Source organism: Mycobacteriales bacterium (assembly GCA_030697205.1).
Lineage (GTDB): Bacteria > Actinomycetota > Actinomycetes > Mycobacteriales > SCTD01 > JAUYQP01.
In genome coordinates this window covers 14,063-30,141 of sequence record JAUYQP010000046.1, presented here as the reverse complement: position 1 = coordinate 30,141, position 16,079 = coordinate 14,063, and the positions used below count along the sequence as shown (strand labels likewise).

Here is a 16,079-nt window from a genome sequence, read left to right as displayed (position 1 = left end):
AACGCGCCTCAGCAACGACGAGGGAACCAGGCTTCTCGAGCATCCCGTACGGCAGACATCGGCTCCGGATGGACACCAGCCCTTCGAGCCGACAGGAGGGCCGCGTCCCTGCTCGCTTCTGTGCCCCGCAGACCGCTGATGACGGCCCGTGCACGCGAATGAGGCCAGGCATCTGGGTTGGCTCGGCCGAGCCTCTCCGTACAGCAGGATGTAGAGGAGTGCGGACCCGCTCTTCACTCTCTAGCCTGCCGCTGTGGCCTCCCTCTCCGACTACTTGGATCTGACGCCGGAGGAGGCTGGCCGCCAGTTCCGAGACCTAATTCAACGGCGCGTTGTAAGGGCGGGCTCCCGGCAGGTCGACTTCGTTCCCATTGAGACTCTGCTCTGCCTCGCTGCATCTTTCGTGGTGCAGCACAACAGGTTCGGAGGCTCAACCTCCCACCTCGCGCCGGAACCCGTGCCGGCTCTAGCGAGACTGATGCGCCGCCCTCCGTCGAGCGTCTTGGCCAAGATGGCCAACCTGGACGGCAGCAGGTCCAACGGTGGGAAGTTTGACATCTCGGCTGGCGCCAGACTCCGCGAGGATCCGTCGCGCATGGCGTCCGTCTACCGACTAATCCTAGCCGCCGGACGACGAGAGGGTCTCACCACGGAGCAGCTGCCCGACTTCCTAGGTCTCGAGTCTGGTGGCGACTTGCTCTTACTGGGTCAGGAGGAGCTCAACGATCAGGATCTCACAGCTTCGATCAGGGAGGTACTCGTAGACAGCACGATCGAAGACGGGCTGGCGGAGACCGAACGCATTCTCATGGCGGCCATGCGGGTGGGACAGCATCGGTTTGCCCGCACGGTCCTGCAGAATTGCGGTCATACTTGCGTCTTTTGCGGCTTCGCACCTCCAGGTGACAAGACCCAGCGACTACTGGTCGCGTCGCACATCAAGCCGTGGAGCAGCTGCCAGAGCAGCCGCGAACGACTCGATCATAGAAATGGACTTGCGGCTTGCCCCACACACGATGTCGCGTTTGATCAAGGGCTGCTCGCAATCACGGACGACCTTCGTATCCATCTGGCACCAGTCCTCCAACAAGCAGTCGTGGCCGGGGATGGCGCGCAGTACTACTTCGCTAGGCCACCGCTCCGGGAGCGGCTGCTCTTTCCCCAGGATTCGGACCAGCCCCAGCACCGGTACCTGAGGTGGCACAAGGAGCACGTCTTCGGCGGCTGAGCAACAAGCGGCAAGCGTCGCAGAAGCGTGGTCGTCCCAAGCCGTCTTAGCTGGCGTGAACCTGGCATCACAGGCCCGTGTGCTTGCGCAGGGCCTTTCCGAGTGTGCCGGCGACGTGGGTCGCGACCGCATTGCCGATGACCCCCATGACGCGGCTACGCGCACCGGGAAATTCGTAGTGCTGCGGGAAGCCCTGAACCGTGGCTGCCTCACGGACGGTGAGGTACCGGACGGTGCCGTCGAGCTCGCGCAGCATCGCCTCGCCACCGGCGACGCCGTGGACACCCGCCTTGATGGTCTTGCTGGGCATGTCGACCGGACTGCCGCTGTGCTTGGCGTAGGTGCGGGCGCCGGGGATGAACAGATGGTTGGGCCACAGCGGGACCTCTTCACCCTTCCCGGGCTTGGGAATCGTGGTGAGGACGTCCCGAAGTGTCCGCCACGCCTGATCGCCGGGCGCGCCCACGGCCTCGAGTCGCTTTACGGCGTTGGCGAGCCGTATGGGGGCGTCCTGTGGCGCGAGGTTGTGCCGCGCCCAGTAGGTGCCGGTGACGTACTGGTCGTGCAAGAGAGCGTCGCGGCTGTGGCTCATGTCGAGCTTCTGCCAGGTGTCTGCGCCCGGAACATCCGCGCGGATACCGATGATGAAGACGCGCTTGCGGGACTGAGGTACGCCCAGGTCGGCGGCGTCGATCTCTTCCTGGTAGACGCGGTAGATGGGCAGGGCCTTGCTCTTGTTGATCCGAGCGTGGTGTTCGTTCCACAGCTCGTCGTCGCTCTTGGCGGTGATGTCCGGATGCCGGAGCTGCGCCTTCACGTAGTCGACGTAGTCGACGAAGGACGGTCGCAGCAGACCGGGAACGTTCTCGAAGATGACCAGTTCGGGGCGGAGTCTGCGCACCACGTCGAGGGCGGCTGGGAACTGGTTGCGCTCGTCCGTGTCGCCCGCATGAGCACCGCCGAGGCTAAACGGCTGGCAGGGAGGGCCTCCGGCGACGAGCTGGACGGTGCCACGCTCACCGAGCAGGTCAAGCGACAGGCGCACGTCCGCCTCGATGACGTCGTCGGGCTTCCACAGATCGGGCTTCAGATTGGCGTTGTGGCGCAGCACCTTGGCTGCGGGGGCCCACCACTCGACGAGTGCGGTGTGCTTGAACCCGGCTTCGCGCATGCCTAGGGCCATGCCGCCGCCGCCGGCGAACAGCTCGACCGACTGCGGAGGATCCGTCTTCTTGGTCTTGGCCTTGTTGCTGGTCACGCGGCCCGGTCCCGGACGATGGTCTTGATGCGGTCCGCGACCGCGTTGAGGTCGGAGGCGAGGTCGGTCTCCCAGACACGGACCACGCACCAACCATCGGCACGAAGGCCTTCCGTGACGTGCTGGTCGCGTTCGACGTTACGGCGGATCTTGGCTGCCCAAAACGCGCCGTTTTCGCCGCGGCAGTAGTAGCTGTCGAAGTCGGCGTATCCCCGGGTCCGCCATGCGTTGCCGTGCCAGTAGTCGCCGTCGACGAACACCACGACGCGCGGCCCGACGAACGTGATGTCGGGCTTGCCGAGCATGCGCCTGTGCACCCGGTACCGAAGTCCTCGACGGTGGAGGGCGGACCGAAGCGCGCGCTCGGGTCCAGTGTCGGCGTTGCGGACACTCGACATGATGCGGCTTGTGACCTCAGGCGCGCGAGTCATGGCGCGTCTGTCACTGGCGTCATGCTTCCGAGCACCTCGCGCAGGTGATGCAGGGTGAGGCCGCACCGGTCTGTGATGGCGCGTTGCTCGTCCGCTGTGGCGGTCGGTGTCACGGTGCCGGGCGGCTCGAGCACGACGATGTGTCCCGGAACGCCGTGGTCGATGGATCCGCGGAGTGCGGCCCACAGCAGGTGCTTGAGGCTGTTCGTGTCGCCCCACGTGACGTACGCCTGCGTTCCGTCGCTCGCGGTGGCAAGGCAGTGCGGCGGCTTCGTCCCGATGTTGCCGTCAATGTTCGTGCCGTCGCCCAGGGCGCGGTTCACAATGTCCTGTGGGCTGGTGCCGCCTCGACGTCCGAACTCGGCGAACCGGCCGGTGCCACGCATGGCGCGGGCATATTCCTTCATCGGGCCGTCTTTGATCCACAGTCGTGCTTGCTCGGGGCTCATGTAGCCGGTGAGGCGGCCGCCGACGCGCGGGTCATCGATCCACCTGTTGAAGGCGGTGGTCTTGGCCTGAGGGCCGAGGTTGGCCCAGCCGAGCTGGTTCGCGTCCGCGTAGAGCGCCCGGACGATTTCGGCGCGCAGCGCCTCGGGGAGTAGGAGGTCGCGGGTCATGCCGGGAGGATGTCCGGGTCGAGGAACTGCAGCTTCGCTTCGTCGTTCGCGGTTTCCAGGTCGGCCGCGTCGAGGATCCACTGCTCGAGCAGGCTCTCGGCGCGGACATCGTTGAACTCGATCCGTGTTTGCGGGACGCGGGGCAGCACTTCGACGTCGCCGTCGGGGTCGAGTTGGCGGCGGATGTTGAGGAGGGCCGCGACGCGGCGGATGTCGCTCACGAAGTCGAGCGCGACGACCTTGTCCTTGCCGGCTCGGAGCCGCAGGCCGCGCCCGAGCTGTTGGACGAAGATCCGGCGGCTGTGCGTGACGCGCGCGAAGGCGAGGATGTTCACGTCCGGGACGTCGACGCCCTCATTGAGGATGTCCACCGCGATGAGTAGCGGGATCCGGCCTGACCGGAAGTCGAGCAGTCGCTGCTGCCGTTCACGCTTTGGCATGTTCGCGTGGATCGCGCTCGCGTTGCGCCACTCGGGGCGCCGGCGGACGAGCTGCTCCATGTGTTCGCAGTGCTGGATCGTCTGGCAGAAGACGATGCCGCGCGGATCCGCGACGTTGCGCCACGCGTCTGACAGGGCGTCGATGACGGCGTCGTCTCGCTGCACGAGGAAGAGCTTGCTGTTGAGCTCCTTGAGCGAGTACCGATTTTCGCTGGCCTGCCGGACGACATCCCAGTCGATGTTGTCGACGAACAGGCGGTAGTCGACAGCGGCGAGGTACCCGCGCTTCATGCCTTCTTCGATGCCGAGCTTGTAGCTCGCGAGGCCGAACCTCTGCTCGATGTCGTACTGGTCCGCGCGCCACGGCGTCGCGGTGACACCGAACTGGAGCGCGTCGGCAAGTTCCGTGAGGAGCCGGTCGAACTGGCCGTCCTCACCGACGTGATGGGTCTCGTCCACCATTACAAGCCCAGGGCGCCAGCCCTTGAGGACGGCGTCGAGAGCGCTCGCGACCGTCGCGCACGTGACGCCATGCAGGTCGCGCGGCTTGTCGTCTCCGGTCAGGACCTGCGTCTTCACGCCCTTAGGGAGGTGACGCCACAAGGCTCGTTCCAACTGGTTGACGAGGTCCTTCGTGTGAGCGACCACGAGGACGTCGCGCTCGGGGTTTGCGCGCAGATAGCGGCCGATGATCTCGCCGCCGACGACCGTCTTGCCGAGGCCGGTCGCGAGGATGAGCAAGGCACGCTGTTTGCCTTGCAGGTCGCTCCAGAGCTCGCTGACCGCATCGTCCTGATAGTCACGAAGAACGAGGGCGGGGTGCTCCGGGGCGCCGGCGTACAACTCCTGGAGGAGCACGCCGTCCCATGGCTTGATGTCCTTGCCGATCCGGCCGAGTTCGTCGATGCGTCGCAGCGCGTCGGGGGACAGACGCGTGTTGGTGACGACGACGGCCCGGTCTGTGCCGTAGTGGTCCTGCGCCCACGCGACCTCATCGACGGCGTCGGCCGCGACAGCCTGGCCCTTCTTCCACTTCGCCTGGAACGCCCACAGCTGGCCCTGTCGCGTGGCCAGCAGGTCGCCCCCGCGGTCACCGCTGCCGTCGATGTTCACGACATCGGTGAAGCCGAGCTGTCCCAGGAGCCGTTCGACCTGGCGCGTGAAGCGGTACGGCCCGCCCTCTGTCAGCAGGCTCGGAGCGACGTAAGCCGTCACACGGACTCGATGAGCTCGTCCGACAGCAGGCTGATCGACAGCCGGCCGCGCTGCAACTCCTCGGAGCGACGCCGGACCGGCTGGTCCGAGAGCGCGGCCACGTCCGAGAGCAGGTCCGTGACGCGCTCGAGCCCGGCCCGCTGCGCGTCCGCGTCCGTCAGGGTCGCGTAGGCGGCCGCGAAGACCCGTCCGTCGAGGAAAGCGTCGGGGCGACCGGTCAGCAGGCGCACGAGGCCCTTCGCTGGCGCGTAGTTGAGCCAGCGACCCTCGGTGAGCGTGTCGTCCCAGTTGCGGCCGCCCTCGCGCACGAACCGCTGCTGTGTCGCGGCCTTCTCAGGCTCGAGCAGCAATGTCCAGTAGCCGGTGCTGTTGCCGGAGATGATCGGAGCCATCGCCTCCCGGATCCGGTCCAGGAGGCTGTCAGCGCTGTCCTTCAGGAACGGGCCCGTGACGCGCTGGTCGCTCAGGCACTGCTCCTTCAGGTCCGCGAAAAGCGACGTGATGTCGTCCTGCGCACCCTCACGGGTCCGGAGGTAGTCAGCGAGCGCGACCGTAACGAGATCCCGCACATCGACGGCGAAGTCGGTGAAGATTGGGTGCTCATCGTCAATGAAGATCTCCACCTGGGCGCCGCGCCCCGTCCCGATGTACACCGGCTGACCGGCGCGGCCCACAGGCCCGATCTGGCCGCGGTTGCCCGTCACGCGCCACGCGCCCGTCACCTGCAGCGCGCTACCCCGGCCGCGAAGACCGAACTGCGTCTCCAGGTCGGGCACGGCGGCGCCGCCCGTCTTCCACCGCGTCCGTCGCGCGTCCTCGGTCTCCGGCGGTGCAGGAGGCGGCGGAGGCGCTCCCGGACCGGGTGCGGGTGCGTCGAAGTCACGGTCGTCCCCAAGGCCGGCTCGCGAGAAGGCGTCTCCGCCGGGCTCGGGCGTCGGCTCAGGGTCAGGCTCAGGCGTAGGACGGTCATGCAGCTCGGCCTGCGCGTACCAGCGCTCGTCCGTCTGGTAGTCGGGGTCGCCCTTCTGGAATTGCTCGGCCCACTCGCGAGCCCTCGCGCGGAGCGCCGTCTTGCCGTCGCCTGGCATGAGGTCCTTCAGGCCCCCGTTGGTGCGGCGGTAGCCCGTGAACAGGCGCGCGAGGGGGCTGATGTTCTCGGTGTACCCGAGCTCGCGGGCCTTCTGCGGCCGCAGGGGCGACTCGCCCCTGAGCGTCCGCCGCACCTTGACCCAGTCGGGTGAGGCGGTTTCGAAGCCGTTTTTTTGGTAGGGAACCCAGAGGTGGTCGACGTGGATCTCGCCGACGATGCGGCCCTCGTAGGGGACCTCGACGGGGTACTCGCGCTCGCCGGAGGCGATCGGGTCGTTCGGGTCGACCCAGTCGAACATGCTCTTGTCGCGGAGCAAGATCTTGCGGCCATTGCGCAAGAAGTCGATGCCGAAGTCGGTCTTGTCTGTGTACCGCTGGATCCCGAGCCAGCCCCAGATGCGGCGCTCTCGGGCCTGCAGCCGGCTGCTCTTGCAGTTGCGGCACTCCGCGTCACCCAGGTCGTCCTGCCACGTTCCGCAGTCCAGGCAGGCGAGCCGCTCGCCCAGCGGCTCGTCGATCTTGATGTATGCGGGGATGCGTTCCGCGTTGCGCACGACGAATCGCTCCGGGGCCCACACGCAGGGCCTGCGCGGCTGAACGGCGGTGGAGTCGACGGTGAGTTCGAAGTCATGCTCGGTGAGCAGGTAGCTGTAGACGTCGCCGAGCGTTTCGCGCAGCTTGCGGGAGTTTCTCGAGAGCTGGTCGTGCAGGGCCTGCTTCAGGTCGCTCACGACGATCTCGGTGCCGTGTTCTGAGGGGTGACTCTTGGGCTCGGTCCGGACCGGGACGTCGAAGTGTCCGGCCCGCTGCATCTCGGGCAGGTTCAGCGTCACGACGGTCCAGTGCGGGTCCTCGGCACGGGCGGTGCGGACGCGCGTGAGGTTCCCCATCCGTGCGGTCGCGATGTTGAAGCCCATGCCGAAGAGCCCGAGTTGCCCGTGACGGTCGTTGCTCGTCCATCCGGCTCGGAGCGCGTTCTGAAGTTGGTCGAGTGTCAGGCCGGGCCCGTTGTCGACTACCCAAACCTCAGCCTCGGTCGGGTGGCTGTTCCGGCCGGGGAGCGTGATGGCGACACGCGGACGCTCACCGTCGATGGGGTGCCGAAGGAACTCGTCGAAGCTGTTGTCGACGAGCTCGGCGATGCACTGCCACGGCGCGAACGGGATGTCCCCGAGGACGGTGAGGACCCGCGGGTGCGGGCGCAGGTCGATGCTGGGAGCGGGTTGGGTCACGTCGTCCTCTTCGATTCGTGCTCGGTCAGCTACACCTTGCCACCGAGCACAGACAGGATGGGACGGCTTGCGCGAGGTGCCGCCCGCCGATCGCTCAAGAGCCGTTGAGGGCCGTGCTCGTCTGCTGGAGTCCGCGCCGGTCGCTCATGGTCTTTGCGGACATCTTGCGGACATCAACGCCAGAGGCCGCCTCCCTGTTACTCAGGGAAACGGCCTCTGACCTGCGGTTTTGCGTTGTAGCGGGGGCAGGATTTGAACCTGCGACCTCTGGGTTATGAGCCCAGCGAGCTACCGAGCTGCTCCACCCCGCGTCGGTGACACCACTGTACGTGTCCGCCCCGCCGGGTTGCAAACGAGCCACAAGACGAGCCCGGCGGGAGGTTGTCACACTGGGGCCATGAGCAGAGTCCGCGTGCACAACCTCTCGATCAGCCTCGACGGCTACGCCGCCGGCCGCGACATGAGCGAGGAGGACCCGATGGGTGTCGGCGGCATGGCGCTGCACCAGTGGGCCCTCGCGACCCAGGCCTTCCACGACCAGCACGCGACCGGAGCCGCCGGTCAGCCCGGCACCCTGGAGGACGCCCTCGTGGCCGCGGGTGTCGAGGGCATCGGCGCCACCGTCATGGGTCGGCGGATGTGGGGCCCGTCACGGGACGACTGGCAGGGCTGGTGGGGCGAGGAGCCGCCGTTCCACCACCCGGTCTTCGTCGTGACGAGCACGCCGCGCGAGCCGCTGGTCAAGGGCGAGACGACGTTCCACTTCGTCACCGACGGCGTGGCCGCGGCCGTGGAGCGCGCGAAGGAGGCCGCCGGCGACCGCGACGTCCGTCTAGGTGGTGGCGCCATGACCGTGCGGACCGCGATGGAGCTCGGCCTGGTCGACAGCCTCCACCTCGCGCAGGTGCCGGTGCTGCTCGGGGCGGGCCAGCGGCTCTGGGAGGGGCCGGTCGACTACCTCCTGACCAGGTCGGAGCAGGCCCCCAGCGGCGTGCTCCACCTCCACCTGGAGAAGGCGTGATCGTCTGGCACCACGGCCGCTGCAGCAAGAGCCGAGGCGCGTTGGAGCTGCTCCGCGGGTCCGGGGTCGAGCCCACGATCCGCCTCTACCTCGAGGACCCGCCGACGCGCGACGAGCTGGCGTGGGTGCTGGAACGCGTCGACGTACCCCTCACCCGCCCCGACTACCGCGGGAGCCAGGACCGCGACGCGGTCCTCGACGCCCTCGTCAGGGACCCCTCGCTGATCGAGCGCCCCGTCGTGATCAGCGGGGACCGAGCTGTCGTGGCGCGCCCTCCGGAACGCGTCCGCGAGCTGCTCGACTGACGCGGAGCGGGATGGCCCGGTCGTCGGCCAGCGGCTCGCGGCCGTACCACCGAGCCAGCTTGCCGCCCTTGTTGACCGCACGGATGCGACGCTCGGTCGCCTCACGCGACACCGTCGGGGTGACGACGAGGACGTGGTCGCCGGCGAGCAACTGGCTGTGCTCGTCGAGAGGCACGGACGCCCCGGCTCGCTCGACCAGCACGACCCGCGCACCGACCGGCAGCCGCAGCTCGCGGACGTAGACGCCGCGCAGCTGGGAATCCGACTCGACGGTGACCTGCAACAGGTCGGCGGCCAGGTTGTCCATCGGGGTGAGCTCGACGTCGAGCTCGGAGGCGCCACCGCGGTCGATGACGCCGAGCAGGCGGCCGACACGCGGGATGCTCGGGGCCTGCACGAGGGTGTAGACGACGACGAGCACGAAGACGACGTCGACGACCCGCTCGGCCCCGGCCAAGCCCTCCGTCACGGGGATGATCGCGATGACGATCGGGACCGCCCCGCGCAGGCCCGCCCACGACAGGAACGCCTGCTCGCGCCAGGGCAGCCGGAAGCCCAGCGCAGACAGCCACACCGCCAGCGGTCGCGCGACGAAGGTCGCCGCGGCACCCACGACGAGCGCGTCGACGAGCGCTTCGGGCAGCCGGGCCGGGGAGGCCAGCAGCCCGAGCAGGGTGAACAGCCCGAGCTCGGCGAGCAGCGCCGCCGACGACACGAAGCCGATGACCGCCCGCCGGTGCGGCAGGTGCGCGCTCCCGAGCACGAGCCCGCAGAGGTAGACGGCGAGGAAGCCGCTCGCGTGCAGTGCCTGCGCGGAGGTGAAGGCGATGAGGGTCAGCGCGAGCGTCGCGATCGGGTAGAGGCCCGCGGTCGGCAGCGCGAGCCGGGCGAGGATCCAGGCGCCGACAATCCCGACCAGCACTCCGAGAGCCGCTCCCGCGGCGAGCTCGTAGCCGATGAGCGCGGCCGACTCGAGGACACCGGTCCGGCCCCACTCGTCCGACGCGGCGAGCGAGACGAGCACGATCACGGGCGCGTCGTTGAGCCCCGACTCCGCCTCGAGCGTCGCGCGGAGCCGGCCCTTCACCGGCAGCTTCCGTAGGACAGAGAAGACCGTCGCGGCGTCGGTCGACGACACCACCGCCCCGAGGATGACCGCGGTGCGCAGGTCGACGTCGAGCAGCAGGACGGTCAGCCCCGCGATGACCGCGACCGACGCGAGCACGCCGAGGGTCGACAGCACGACGGCGAAGCCGAAGACCGGCCGGATGTGGGACACCTTCGTCGTGAGGCCGCCCTCGGCAAGGATGACGGCGAGCGCGAGCAGCCCGAGGTCGGCGGTGAGCTGGTAGTCCTCGAACTGCACGCCGAGGCCGGCCTCCCCCACCGCGACGCCGATGCCGAGGTAGAGCAGCAGCACCGGCAGCCCGGTGCGGGCCGAGACCCGCACGGCGAGGACCGCGACGAGCAGCAGCAGGCAGGAGCCGAGGAGTACGAGGTTCAGCTCCCCGTCCATGCCACCTCCTGCCTCACACGACCGCCCCGCTGTCCCTCGGCAGTCTCGCAGCCCGCGCCGGCCGGCCCGGCGAGCGCTTGGGCATCGGCGGGGCGGCGGTCGACCAGCGCTCGAGCACGAGCAGCAGCGGGGTCGCGGTGAAGGCCGACGACCAGGTCCCCACGACGAGCCCGAGCAGCAGCGCCAGCGCGAAGTCGGTGAGCGAGTCCCCACCCAGGACGACCAGCGCGGCCAGCACGAGCATCGCCCCGATCCCGGTGTTCACGGTCCGCGGCGCGGTCGCGAGGATCGCCTCGTCGGCCACATCGGCCAGCGGGGCGGTGCGGCGTGCGCCCCAGGTCTCCCTGATCCGGTCGAGCAGCACGATGCTGTCGTTGACCGAGACGCCGATGATGGTGAGCGCGGCAGCGAGGAAGACCCCGTCGACGGGTCGCCCGAGCCACGCGAAGACCCCGACGACGATCGCCAGGTCGTGCAGCATCGCCAGCACCGCTGCGGACGCGAACGTCCACCGGTAGCGCACCGAGAGGTAGGCCAGCTGCAGCGCCAGCGCGATGCCGAGGGCGAGCAGCGCCTTCGTGCGCAGCTCGTCACCGAGGGTCGGCCCGACCGACTCGTCACGCACCACGCTGACGTCCCCGCCGAGCGCCGCGAGCGCGTCGCGCACCGCTCCCGCCTCCTCCGCCGACAGCGCGGCGGAGCGGATGGTCAGGCCGCCGTCGGAGGACTGCACGACGGCCCGCGGCTGCCCCGCGTCGGCGACCGCCTGGCGGGCCGCGTCGACGTCGACCGGCGTCGTCGTGGCGTACTCCACGAGGCGCCCACCCGTGAACTCCACGCCGAGCTCGAGCCCGCGCAGGGCGATCCCCGCGGTCGCGACGAGCAGCGCGACGGCCGACACCGCGAGCCAGGTGCGACGGCGTGCCATCAGCCGTGGCGACCGGCGCTGCAGCCAGAGCCGCACCCGACCGAGCCCGGACAGCCCGGTGACCCGCGGGCGGCGCAGCACCCAGCCGCGGGCCAGCGCCTGCTCGGTCAGGACCCGCGACACGAGCAGCGCGGACACGAGCGAGGCCAGCACGCCGATGCACAGCGTGACACCGAAGCCGCGGACCGGCCCGGTCGCGAAGAGGAAGAGCAGCCCGGCCGCGAGCAGCGTCGTCGCGGCGCTGTCGGCAATCGCCGACCAGGCCTTGGCGAAGCCGACGGCCAGCGACCCGCGCAACCCGCGCGGGTGGGCGACCTCCTCTCGGGCCCGCTCGAAGACGAGCACGTTGGCGTCGATGGCGAGGCCCGCCGACAGCAGCAGCCCGGCCAGTCCCGGCAGGGTCAGGGTCGCGCCGAGGGTCACCAGCGCGGCGTAGGAGATCAGGCCGTACGACGCGAGACCCACCGCAGCAAGAAGCCCCGCCAGCCGGTAGACGAGCACGAGGAACGCAGCCGTGAGGGCGAGCCCGATGACGCCGGCCTTGCCGCTCGCCTCGATGGCGTCGGCGCCGAGCGTCGGCCCGACGGTGCTGCGCGAGACCACGGCGACGTCGACCGGCAGCGCACCGCCCTCGACGAGGACCGCGAGGTCGCGGGCGGACTCGCGGGTGAAGTCGCCGGTGATCTGCGTCGAGCCGCCGAGGATCCCGGTGCCGCACGACACCGACGGGTCGACCTGCGGCGAGGACACCACCTCGCCGTCGAGCACGATCGCGACCCGACGCGCCGGGTCGCCCGGCGGGGAGCAAGCGGCCTTCCCCGTCAGGTCCGCCCAGGCGCGGTCACCCGCGCCGTCAAAGTCGACCGCCACCGACCACGACGACCCGAACTGGTCGAGCTCGGCGCGCGCCCCCGACACCTGCGCGCCGGTCAGGGCGGAAGGCCCGTAGGCGATCGGCCGGCCGTCCTCGTCCACCTCCTCCCCCACGTCTGCGGTGACCGGGTGGAAGGTCAGCTGCGCGGTCTCGCCGACGGCCGCCTCCGCGGCCCGCGGGTCCTGCACCCCGGGCAGCTCGACGATGATGCGCTTCTCGCCGGAGCGGGCGAGCGTCGGCTCGCTGACGCCGAGGGCGTCGACGCGTCGGCGCAGCACCTCGAGGGTCCGGTCGGTCGCGTCGGCGTCGGCGACGACCGCTCCGGTGTCGCGGGTCTCGAGCACGATCTGAGTGCCCCCGCGCAGGTCGAGACCGAGGCGCGGCGAGGTGGTGAGGACGGCGGCCAACGAGAGGCCGAGGACGACGAGCGCGAGCAGCGCACGCCACAGCGGGGCACGGGACATGACGGGGTTCTCCAGCAGGGAGGGCCGCCCAGGTCGGGGCGGCAGGGCAGGGACGCTCAGGTGCCTGCGACTGCGGGAGGTGCACGGCTCGGGGAGCCGGAGAGGAGGAGCGAGGGGTACGACGAGGACGGCGGGCGCGGCAGCTGGCCGAGCAGCAGCGGAACGAGCGAGCGGTGGGCCGCCGGCAGCACGCCGACGGGCCCGGCCGAGCCGGACGTACCGCCGGAGGCGCCGGCCCCGAGGACGACGCCGCCCAGCTGGCGCTCGGCGCCGCGCACGTCACCGGCGGTCGTCGGCGACACCTCAACGACGCGGGTGGCCGAGCGCTGACGGGCGGTCGTCGTCGTACGCCCCTGGTCCTGGACCACCGTCGCGGACCCGCCGCTGCGGACCTCGGCGCGGGCCGTGGGGGCCGCGATGCCGAGGGCCGCGAGGACGAGCAGCAGACACGCCAGTGCCCGGCCGGGGGTCCGGCCGGGCACGGGGCGCTGCTGCTCGATGAGGATCAGCTCGGGCTGGGCGAGGGCGACGCCGACGGTGACGCCGATGCCGAGCCCGAGGCGCTCGGGGACGGCGACGCGCTGCCGGCGGCGGCCGCCCGGGCGAGGGCGTCACGCAGTCGCGCCTGCGCTTCGCCGTACGCCGTGAAGTCCGGCGGGCTCTTGGCCAGCGCGGCCTGCGCGTCGTCGAAGGCCTGCTGCGCGTCCGCGATCGCCTGAGCCGCAGGGCCGCTCCCGGGTGCGGGCGGCTGACCCGGGGTCGGGGTGGTCGGGGTCGCACCACTGCCCGCGAGCAGCGCCTTGACGGCCTCGGCGAGGGTCTCCTTGATGACCGTGCGGTTGCCATAGTTGACGATGACGTACTGCAGGCGGGGGTAGCTCGCGCCCTGCTGCGACTGGACGTAGATCGGCTGCACGTAGAACAGCGAGCCTCCGACCGGCAGCGTCAGCAGGTTGCCGACGATGATCCGCGAGCTGCCGGCTTGGACCAGCGGGAAGAGCACGCCGCGGACGGCCGAGTCGGACTGGAAGTTGCCGGCGACCTGACCCGGACCGCGGACCGGCGGGACGACGGGGACCTGCAGGATGCGGATCTTGCCGTAGTCGTCACCGGGGTCGCTCGAGACGGAGACGAGAGCGGTGAGGTTGGGCTGGCTCCGCGCGATGAACGACGTCGTGAGGTTGAACGACGGACGGGTCGTCCCGGGGAACTGCGACAGCACGTAGTACGGCGGCTGGTCGCCCTCGCCGGCGGCGCGGAAGATGGAGTTGGGGTTGGCCGACGCCGCGTTGGTGCCGCTCGAGGTCGTCGTGACGTTGGCCGGGTCAGCCGGGATCTGCCAGTAGTCGTCGCCCTGGAAGAACTTGCGGGACTCGGTCACGTGGTAGCGGGTCAGCAGCTCGCGCTGGACCTTGAACAGGTCCTCGGGGTAGCGGAAGTGCGCGCGCAGGTCGTCGCTGATCGCGCTCTCCGGCTCGAGCACCCCGGGGAAGGCCTTCGACCAGGTCTTGAGCACCGGGTCGTCGCTGTCGAAGGTGTAGAGCTTCACCTCGCCGGTGTAGGCGTCGACCGTGGCCTTCACGGAGTTGCGGATGTAGTTGACGGTGTCGAGGGGCAGACCGGCGCGGGTCTGGCTGTCGGCGGTCGCCTCGCCGAGCAGGGTGCGCTCGGAGTAGGGGTAGCCGTCACTGGTGGTGTAGCCGTCGACGATCCAGAGGATCTTGCCGTCGACGACCGCGGGGTAGGGGTCCTCGTCGAGCTGCAGGAAGGGCGCGACCTTCTGCACCCGCTCGCGCGGGGTGCGGATGTACTGCAGCTTGCTCTCGCTGCCGAGCGCGCCCGACAGGACGAGGTTCTTCTCGCGGAACTTCAGCGCGTAGGCGAGCTTGCGGACCGGGCCGCTGAGCTCGACACCACCGTCGCCGTCGTAGTTGTAGTTGGGCGCCTCGCCCTCGGTCACGCCGTCGGTCTCGGCCTGCTCGGTGTCGACGACGCTGTAGTCGGTGGTGCCCTCGCCGAAGTAGATGCGCGGCTCGTCGATCTTCAGCGGGCCCTTGACCGGCAGCCCACCGACCTCGAAGACGGGCTGGCCGTCGCCGTCGGTCTGGTTGGCGGGCGCGGCGACGAAGCCGTTGCCGTGGGTGTAGATGAGGTGCTCGTTGATCCAGTTGCGCTGGTCGGCGCCGAGGCCGGCCTTGCGCAGCTCGCGGACCGCCACGACGTAGTCCTTCACGCCGTCACCGAGGTCGTAGCGGTCGATGTCGAGGGAGGTCTCGTTGAAGCCGAAGTAGCCGCGGAAGCGCTGGAACTGCGTGAAGGTCGGCGGCAGCACGTTGGGGTCGAGCAGGCGGGTGTTGGGCACCGTCGCCTTGTCGGCCGCGAGGGTCTGCAGGTTGGTCTGCGTGGCGGTCTCCGCGACGTTGAACGTCGTCGTCTCGGACTCGTCGATGGAGTACGCCGCGCGGGTCGCCTCGATGTTGCGCTGGATGAACTCGGCCTCGCGCTCGATCTCGTTGGGCTTCACCCGGAACTGCTGGGTGTAGGCCGGGTAGACGCCGCCGAGCACGATGGCCGACAAGACGAGCAGCGCGAGGGCGCCGGCGGGCAGCACGATGTTGCGGACGTAGATGTTGGCGAAGAACAGCAGCGCGCAGATGATGGCGACGCCGATGAGGATGTTCTTCGCGGGCAGCACCGCGTTGACGTCGGTGTAGCTCGCTCCCTGCACCCTGCCGCGCTCGCTGAAGGCGAGGCCGAAGCGGTCGAGGTAGTAGGCGCCGGCCTTGAGCAGCACGATGATCCCGATGAGCACCGACAGGTGGGCCCGGGCCGCCGGGCTGACCTTCTCCCCCACGGTCTGCAGGCGCACTCCGCCGAACAGGTAGTGGGTGACCGCGGCGGCGAGCAGGCTCAGCACGACGGCGGTGAGCACGAAGGTCAGCACGAAGCGCTGGAACGGGTAGGTGAAGGCGAAGTAGGAGATGTCGCGGCCGAACTGCGCGTCCTTCACGCCGAAGTCGGTGGCGTTGCGCCACAGCAGCCAGGTCTGCCAGCGGCTCGCGGCGGACAGCCCCGCGAAGACGCCGAACACGCCGGAGGCGAGCAGCAGCACGGGCGTGAGGTAGGGCTCGACGGCGACGCGGTAGCGCTCGAGGTTCTGCTGCTCGAGCGACATCGGGCGGAACGGCGGGCGCAGCCGGTAGGCCAGCGTGATGTTGGCCCCGACGAGCAGCGCCATGAGCAGGCCGAAGGCCACGAACAGCAGCAGCTTGGTGCGCAGGACGGTCGAGAAGACCTCGCTGAAGCCGACGTCGCGGAACCACAGCAGGTCGGTGTAGAGCGCGATGCCGACACCGCCGAGCAGCAGCACAAGGGCGACGACGACGAGGGACGGGGCGAGCAGGCGGGGGCGGGCAGGCAGGCCCGCCCCGGGTGTGCGGACGGCCACGCGGCTCACTTCC

The 16,079-nt window shown here is 69.9% G+C and carries 13 protein-coding genes and 1 tRNA gene; 4 read left to right on the top strand and 10 right to left on the bottom strand.

The features are described 5' to 3' along the window. Positions 1 to 253: 253 nt before the first annotated feature. On the top strand, positions 254 to 1,228 hold the full coding sequence (locus Q8R60_14740) for an HNH endonuclease (protein ID MDP3713729.1): 975 nt from the start codon (positions 254 to 256) through the stop codon (positions 1,226 to 1,228). Positions 1,229 to 1,295: 67 nt separating this feature from the next. Here Q8R60_14740 and dcm read toward each other — a convergent pair whose 3' ends face one another. The 5 genes from dcm to Q8R60_14715 are packed head-to-tail and all read right to left on the bottom strand — an operon-like array spanning position 1,296 to position 7,111. Further along, entirely contained in the window at positions 1,296 to 2,486 is a 1,191-nt protein-coding gene (dcm, locus tag Q8R60_14735) for a DNA (cytosine-5-)-methyltransferase (GenBank protein ID MDP3713728.1), read from the bottom strand. Next, positions 2,483 to 2,917, bottom strand: a complete 435-nt coding sequence (locus Q8R60_14730) for a very short patch repair endonuclease (protein MDP3713727.1) — start codon at positions 2,915 to 2,917, stop codon at positions 2,483 to 2,485. The genes dcm and Q8R60_14730 overlap by 4 nt, the downstream gene beginning before the upstream one ends. Beyond that, positions 2,914 to 3,534, bottom strand: a complete 621-nt coding sequence (locus Q8R60_14725) for a hypothetical protein (GenBank protein MDP3713726.1) — start codon at positions 3,532 to 3,534, stop codon at positions 2,914 to 2,916. Before Q8R60_14725 ends, Q8R60_14730 begins: the two co-directional genes overlap by 4 nt. After that, positions 3,531 to 5,189 (bottom strand): DEAD/DEAH box helicase family protein, encoded by a 1,659-nt coding sequence (locus tag Q8R60_14720; GenBank protein MDP3713725.1) that lies wholly within the window; start codon positions 5,187 to 5,189, stop codon positions 3,531 to 3,533. The genes Q8R60_14725 and Q8R60_14720 overlap by 4 nt, the downstream gene beginning before the upstream one ends. Further along, positions 5,186 to 7,111: a hypothetical protein gene (locus Q8R60_14715; protein ID MDP3713724.1), complete on the bottom strand. Its 1,926-nt coding sequence runs from the start codon at positions 7,109 to 7,111 to the stop codon at positions 5,186 to 5,188. Before Q8R60_14715 ends, Q8R60_14720 begins: the two co-directional genes overlap by 4 nt. Positions 7,112 to 7,120: 9 nt before the next feature. Here Q8R60_14715 and Q8R60_14710 point away from each other — a divergent pair, with 9 nt between their 5' ends. Continuing rightward, a complete protein-coding gene (locus tag Q8R60_14710; GenBank protein MDP3713723.1) occupies positions 7,121 to 7,618 on the top strand; it encodes a hypothetical protein in 498 nt (165 codons plus the stop codon). Positions 7,619 to 7,747: 129 nt separating this feature from the next. Here Q8R60_14710 and Q8R60_14705 read toward each other — a convergent pair. Next, a tRNA-Met gene (locus Q8R60_14705) sits at positions 7,748 to 7,821 on the bottom strand. 86 nt (positions 7,822 to 7,907) lie between these two features. Here Q8R60_14705 and Q8R60_14700 point away from each other — a divergent pair. Together Q8R60_14700 and Q8R60_14695 are read left to right on the top strand one after the other, a co-directional pair. Continuing rightward, positions 7,908 to 8,531 carry a dihydrofolate reductase family protein gene (locus Q8R60_14700; protein ID MDP3713722.1) on the top strand — a complete coding sequence of 208 codons (624 nt, stop codon included), beginning with the start codon at positions 7,908 to 7,910 and terminating at the stop codon, positions 8,529 to 8,531. Beyond that, the gene (locus tag Q8R60_14695; GenBank protein ID MDP3713721.1) at positions 8,528 to 8,836 is read left to right on the top strand and encodes an ArsC/Spx/MgsR family protein; all 309 of its coding nucleotides are present in this window, start codon (positions 8,528 to 8,530) and stop codon (positions 8,834 to 8,836) included. Before Q8R60_14700 ends, Q8R60_14695 begins: the two co-directional genes overlap by 4 nt. Here the strand turns inward: Q8R60_14695 and Q8R60_14690 are convergent. Genes Q8R60_14690 through Q8R60_14675 form a run of 4 tightly spaced genes read right to left on the bottom strand, consistent with a single transcriptional unit; the run spans position 8,775 to position 16,066 of the window. Next, the gene (locus Q8R60_14690) at positions 8,775 to 10,352 is read right to left on the bottom strand and encodes a potassium/proton antiporter (protein MDP3713720.1); all 1,578 of its coding nucleotides are present in this window, start codon (positions 10,350 to 10,352) and stop codon (positions 8,775 to 8,777) included. The two genes, Q8R60_14695 and Q8R60_14690, sit on opposite strands and share 62 nt — an antisense overlap. Before the next feature lie 13 nt (positions 10,353 to 10,365). Then, positions 10,366 to 12,618, bottom strand: a complete 2,253-nt coding sequence (gene secD / locus Q8R60_14685; protein MDP3713719.1) for a protein translocase subunit SecD — start codon at positions 12,616 to 12,618, stop codon at positions 10,366 to 10,368. Between the two features lie 56 nt (positions 12,619 to 12,674). Continuing rightward, positions 12,675 to 13,100 carry a hypothetical protein gene (locus Q8R60_14680; GenBank protein ID MDP3713718.1) on the bottom strand — a complete coding sequence of 142 codons (426 nt, stop codon included), beginning with the start codon at positions 13,098 to 13,100 and terminating at the stop codon, positions 12,675 to 12,677. A 23-nt stretch (positions 13,101 to 13,123) separates the two neighbouring features. Further along, positions 13,124 to 16,066, bottom strand: coding sequence for a UPF0182 family protein (locus Q8R60_14675; GenBank protein ID MDP3713717.1), 2,943 nt, complete (start codon positions 16,064 to 16,066; stop codon positions 13,124 to 13,126). Positions 16,067 to 16,079 lie beyond the last annotated feature (13 nt).

What these genes read in the sequence shown, in the direction of transcription:
- Q8R60_14730 (MDP3713727.1), bottom strand. Translation starts at nt 2,917, where the DNA reads ATGACTCGCGCGCCTGAGGTCACAAGCCGCATCATGTCGAGTGTCCGC.
- Q8R60_14725 (MDP3713726.1), bottom strand. Translation starts at nt 3,534, where the DNA reads ATGACCCGCGACCTCCTACTCCCCGAGGCGCTGCGCGCCGAAATCGTC.
- Q8R60_14700 (MDP3713722.1), top strand. Translation starts at nt 7,908, where the DNA reads ATGAGCAGAGTCCGCGTGCACAACCTCTCGATCAGCCTCGACGGCTAC.
- Q8R60_14690 (MDP3713720.1), bottom strand. Translation starts at nt 10,352, where the DNA reads ATGGACGGGGAGCTGAACCTCGTACTCCTCGGCTCCTGCCTGCTGCTG.
- secD (MDP3713719.1), bottom strand. Translation starts at nt 12,618, where the DNA reads ATGTCCCGTGCCCCGCTGTGGCGTGCGCTGCTCGCGCTCGTCGTCCTC.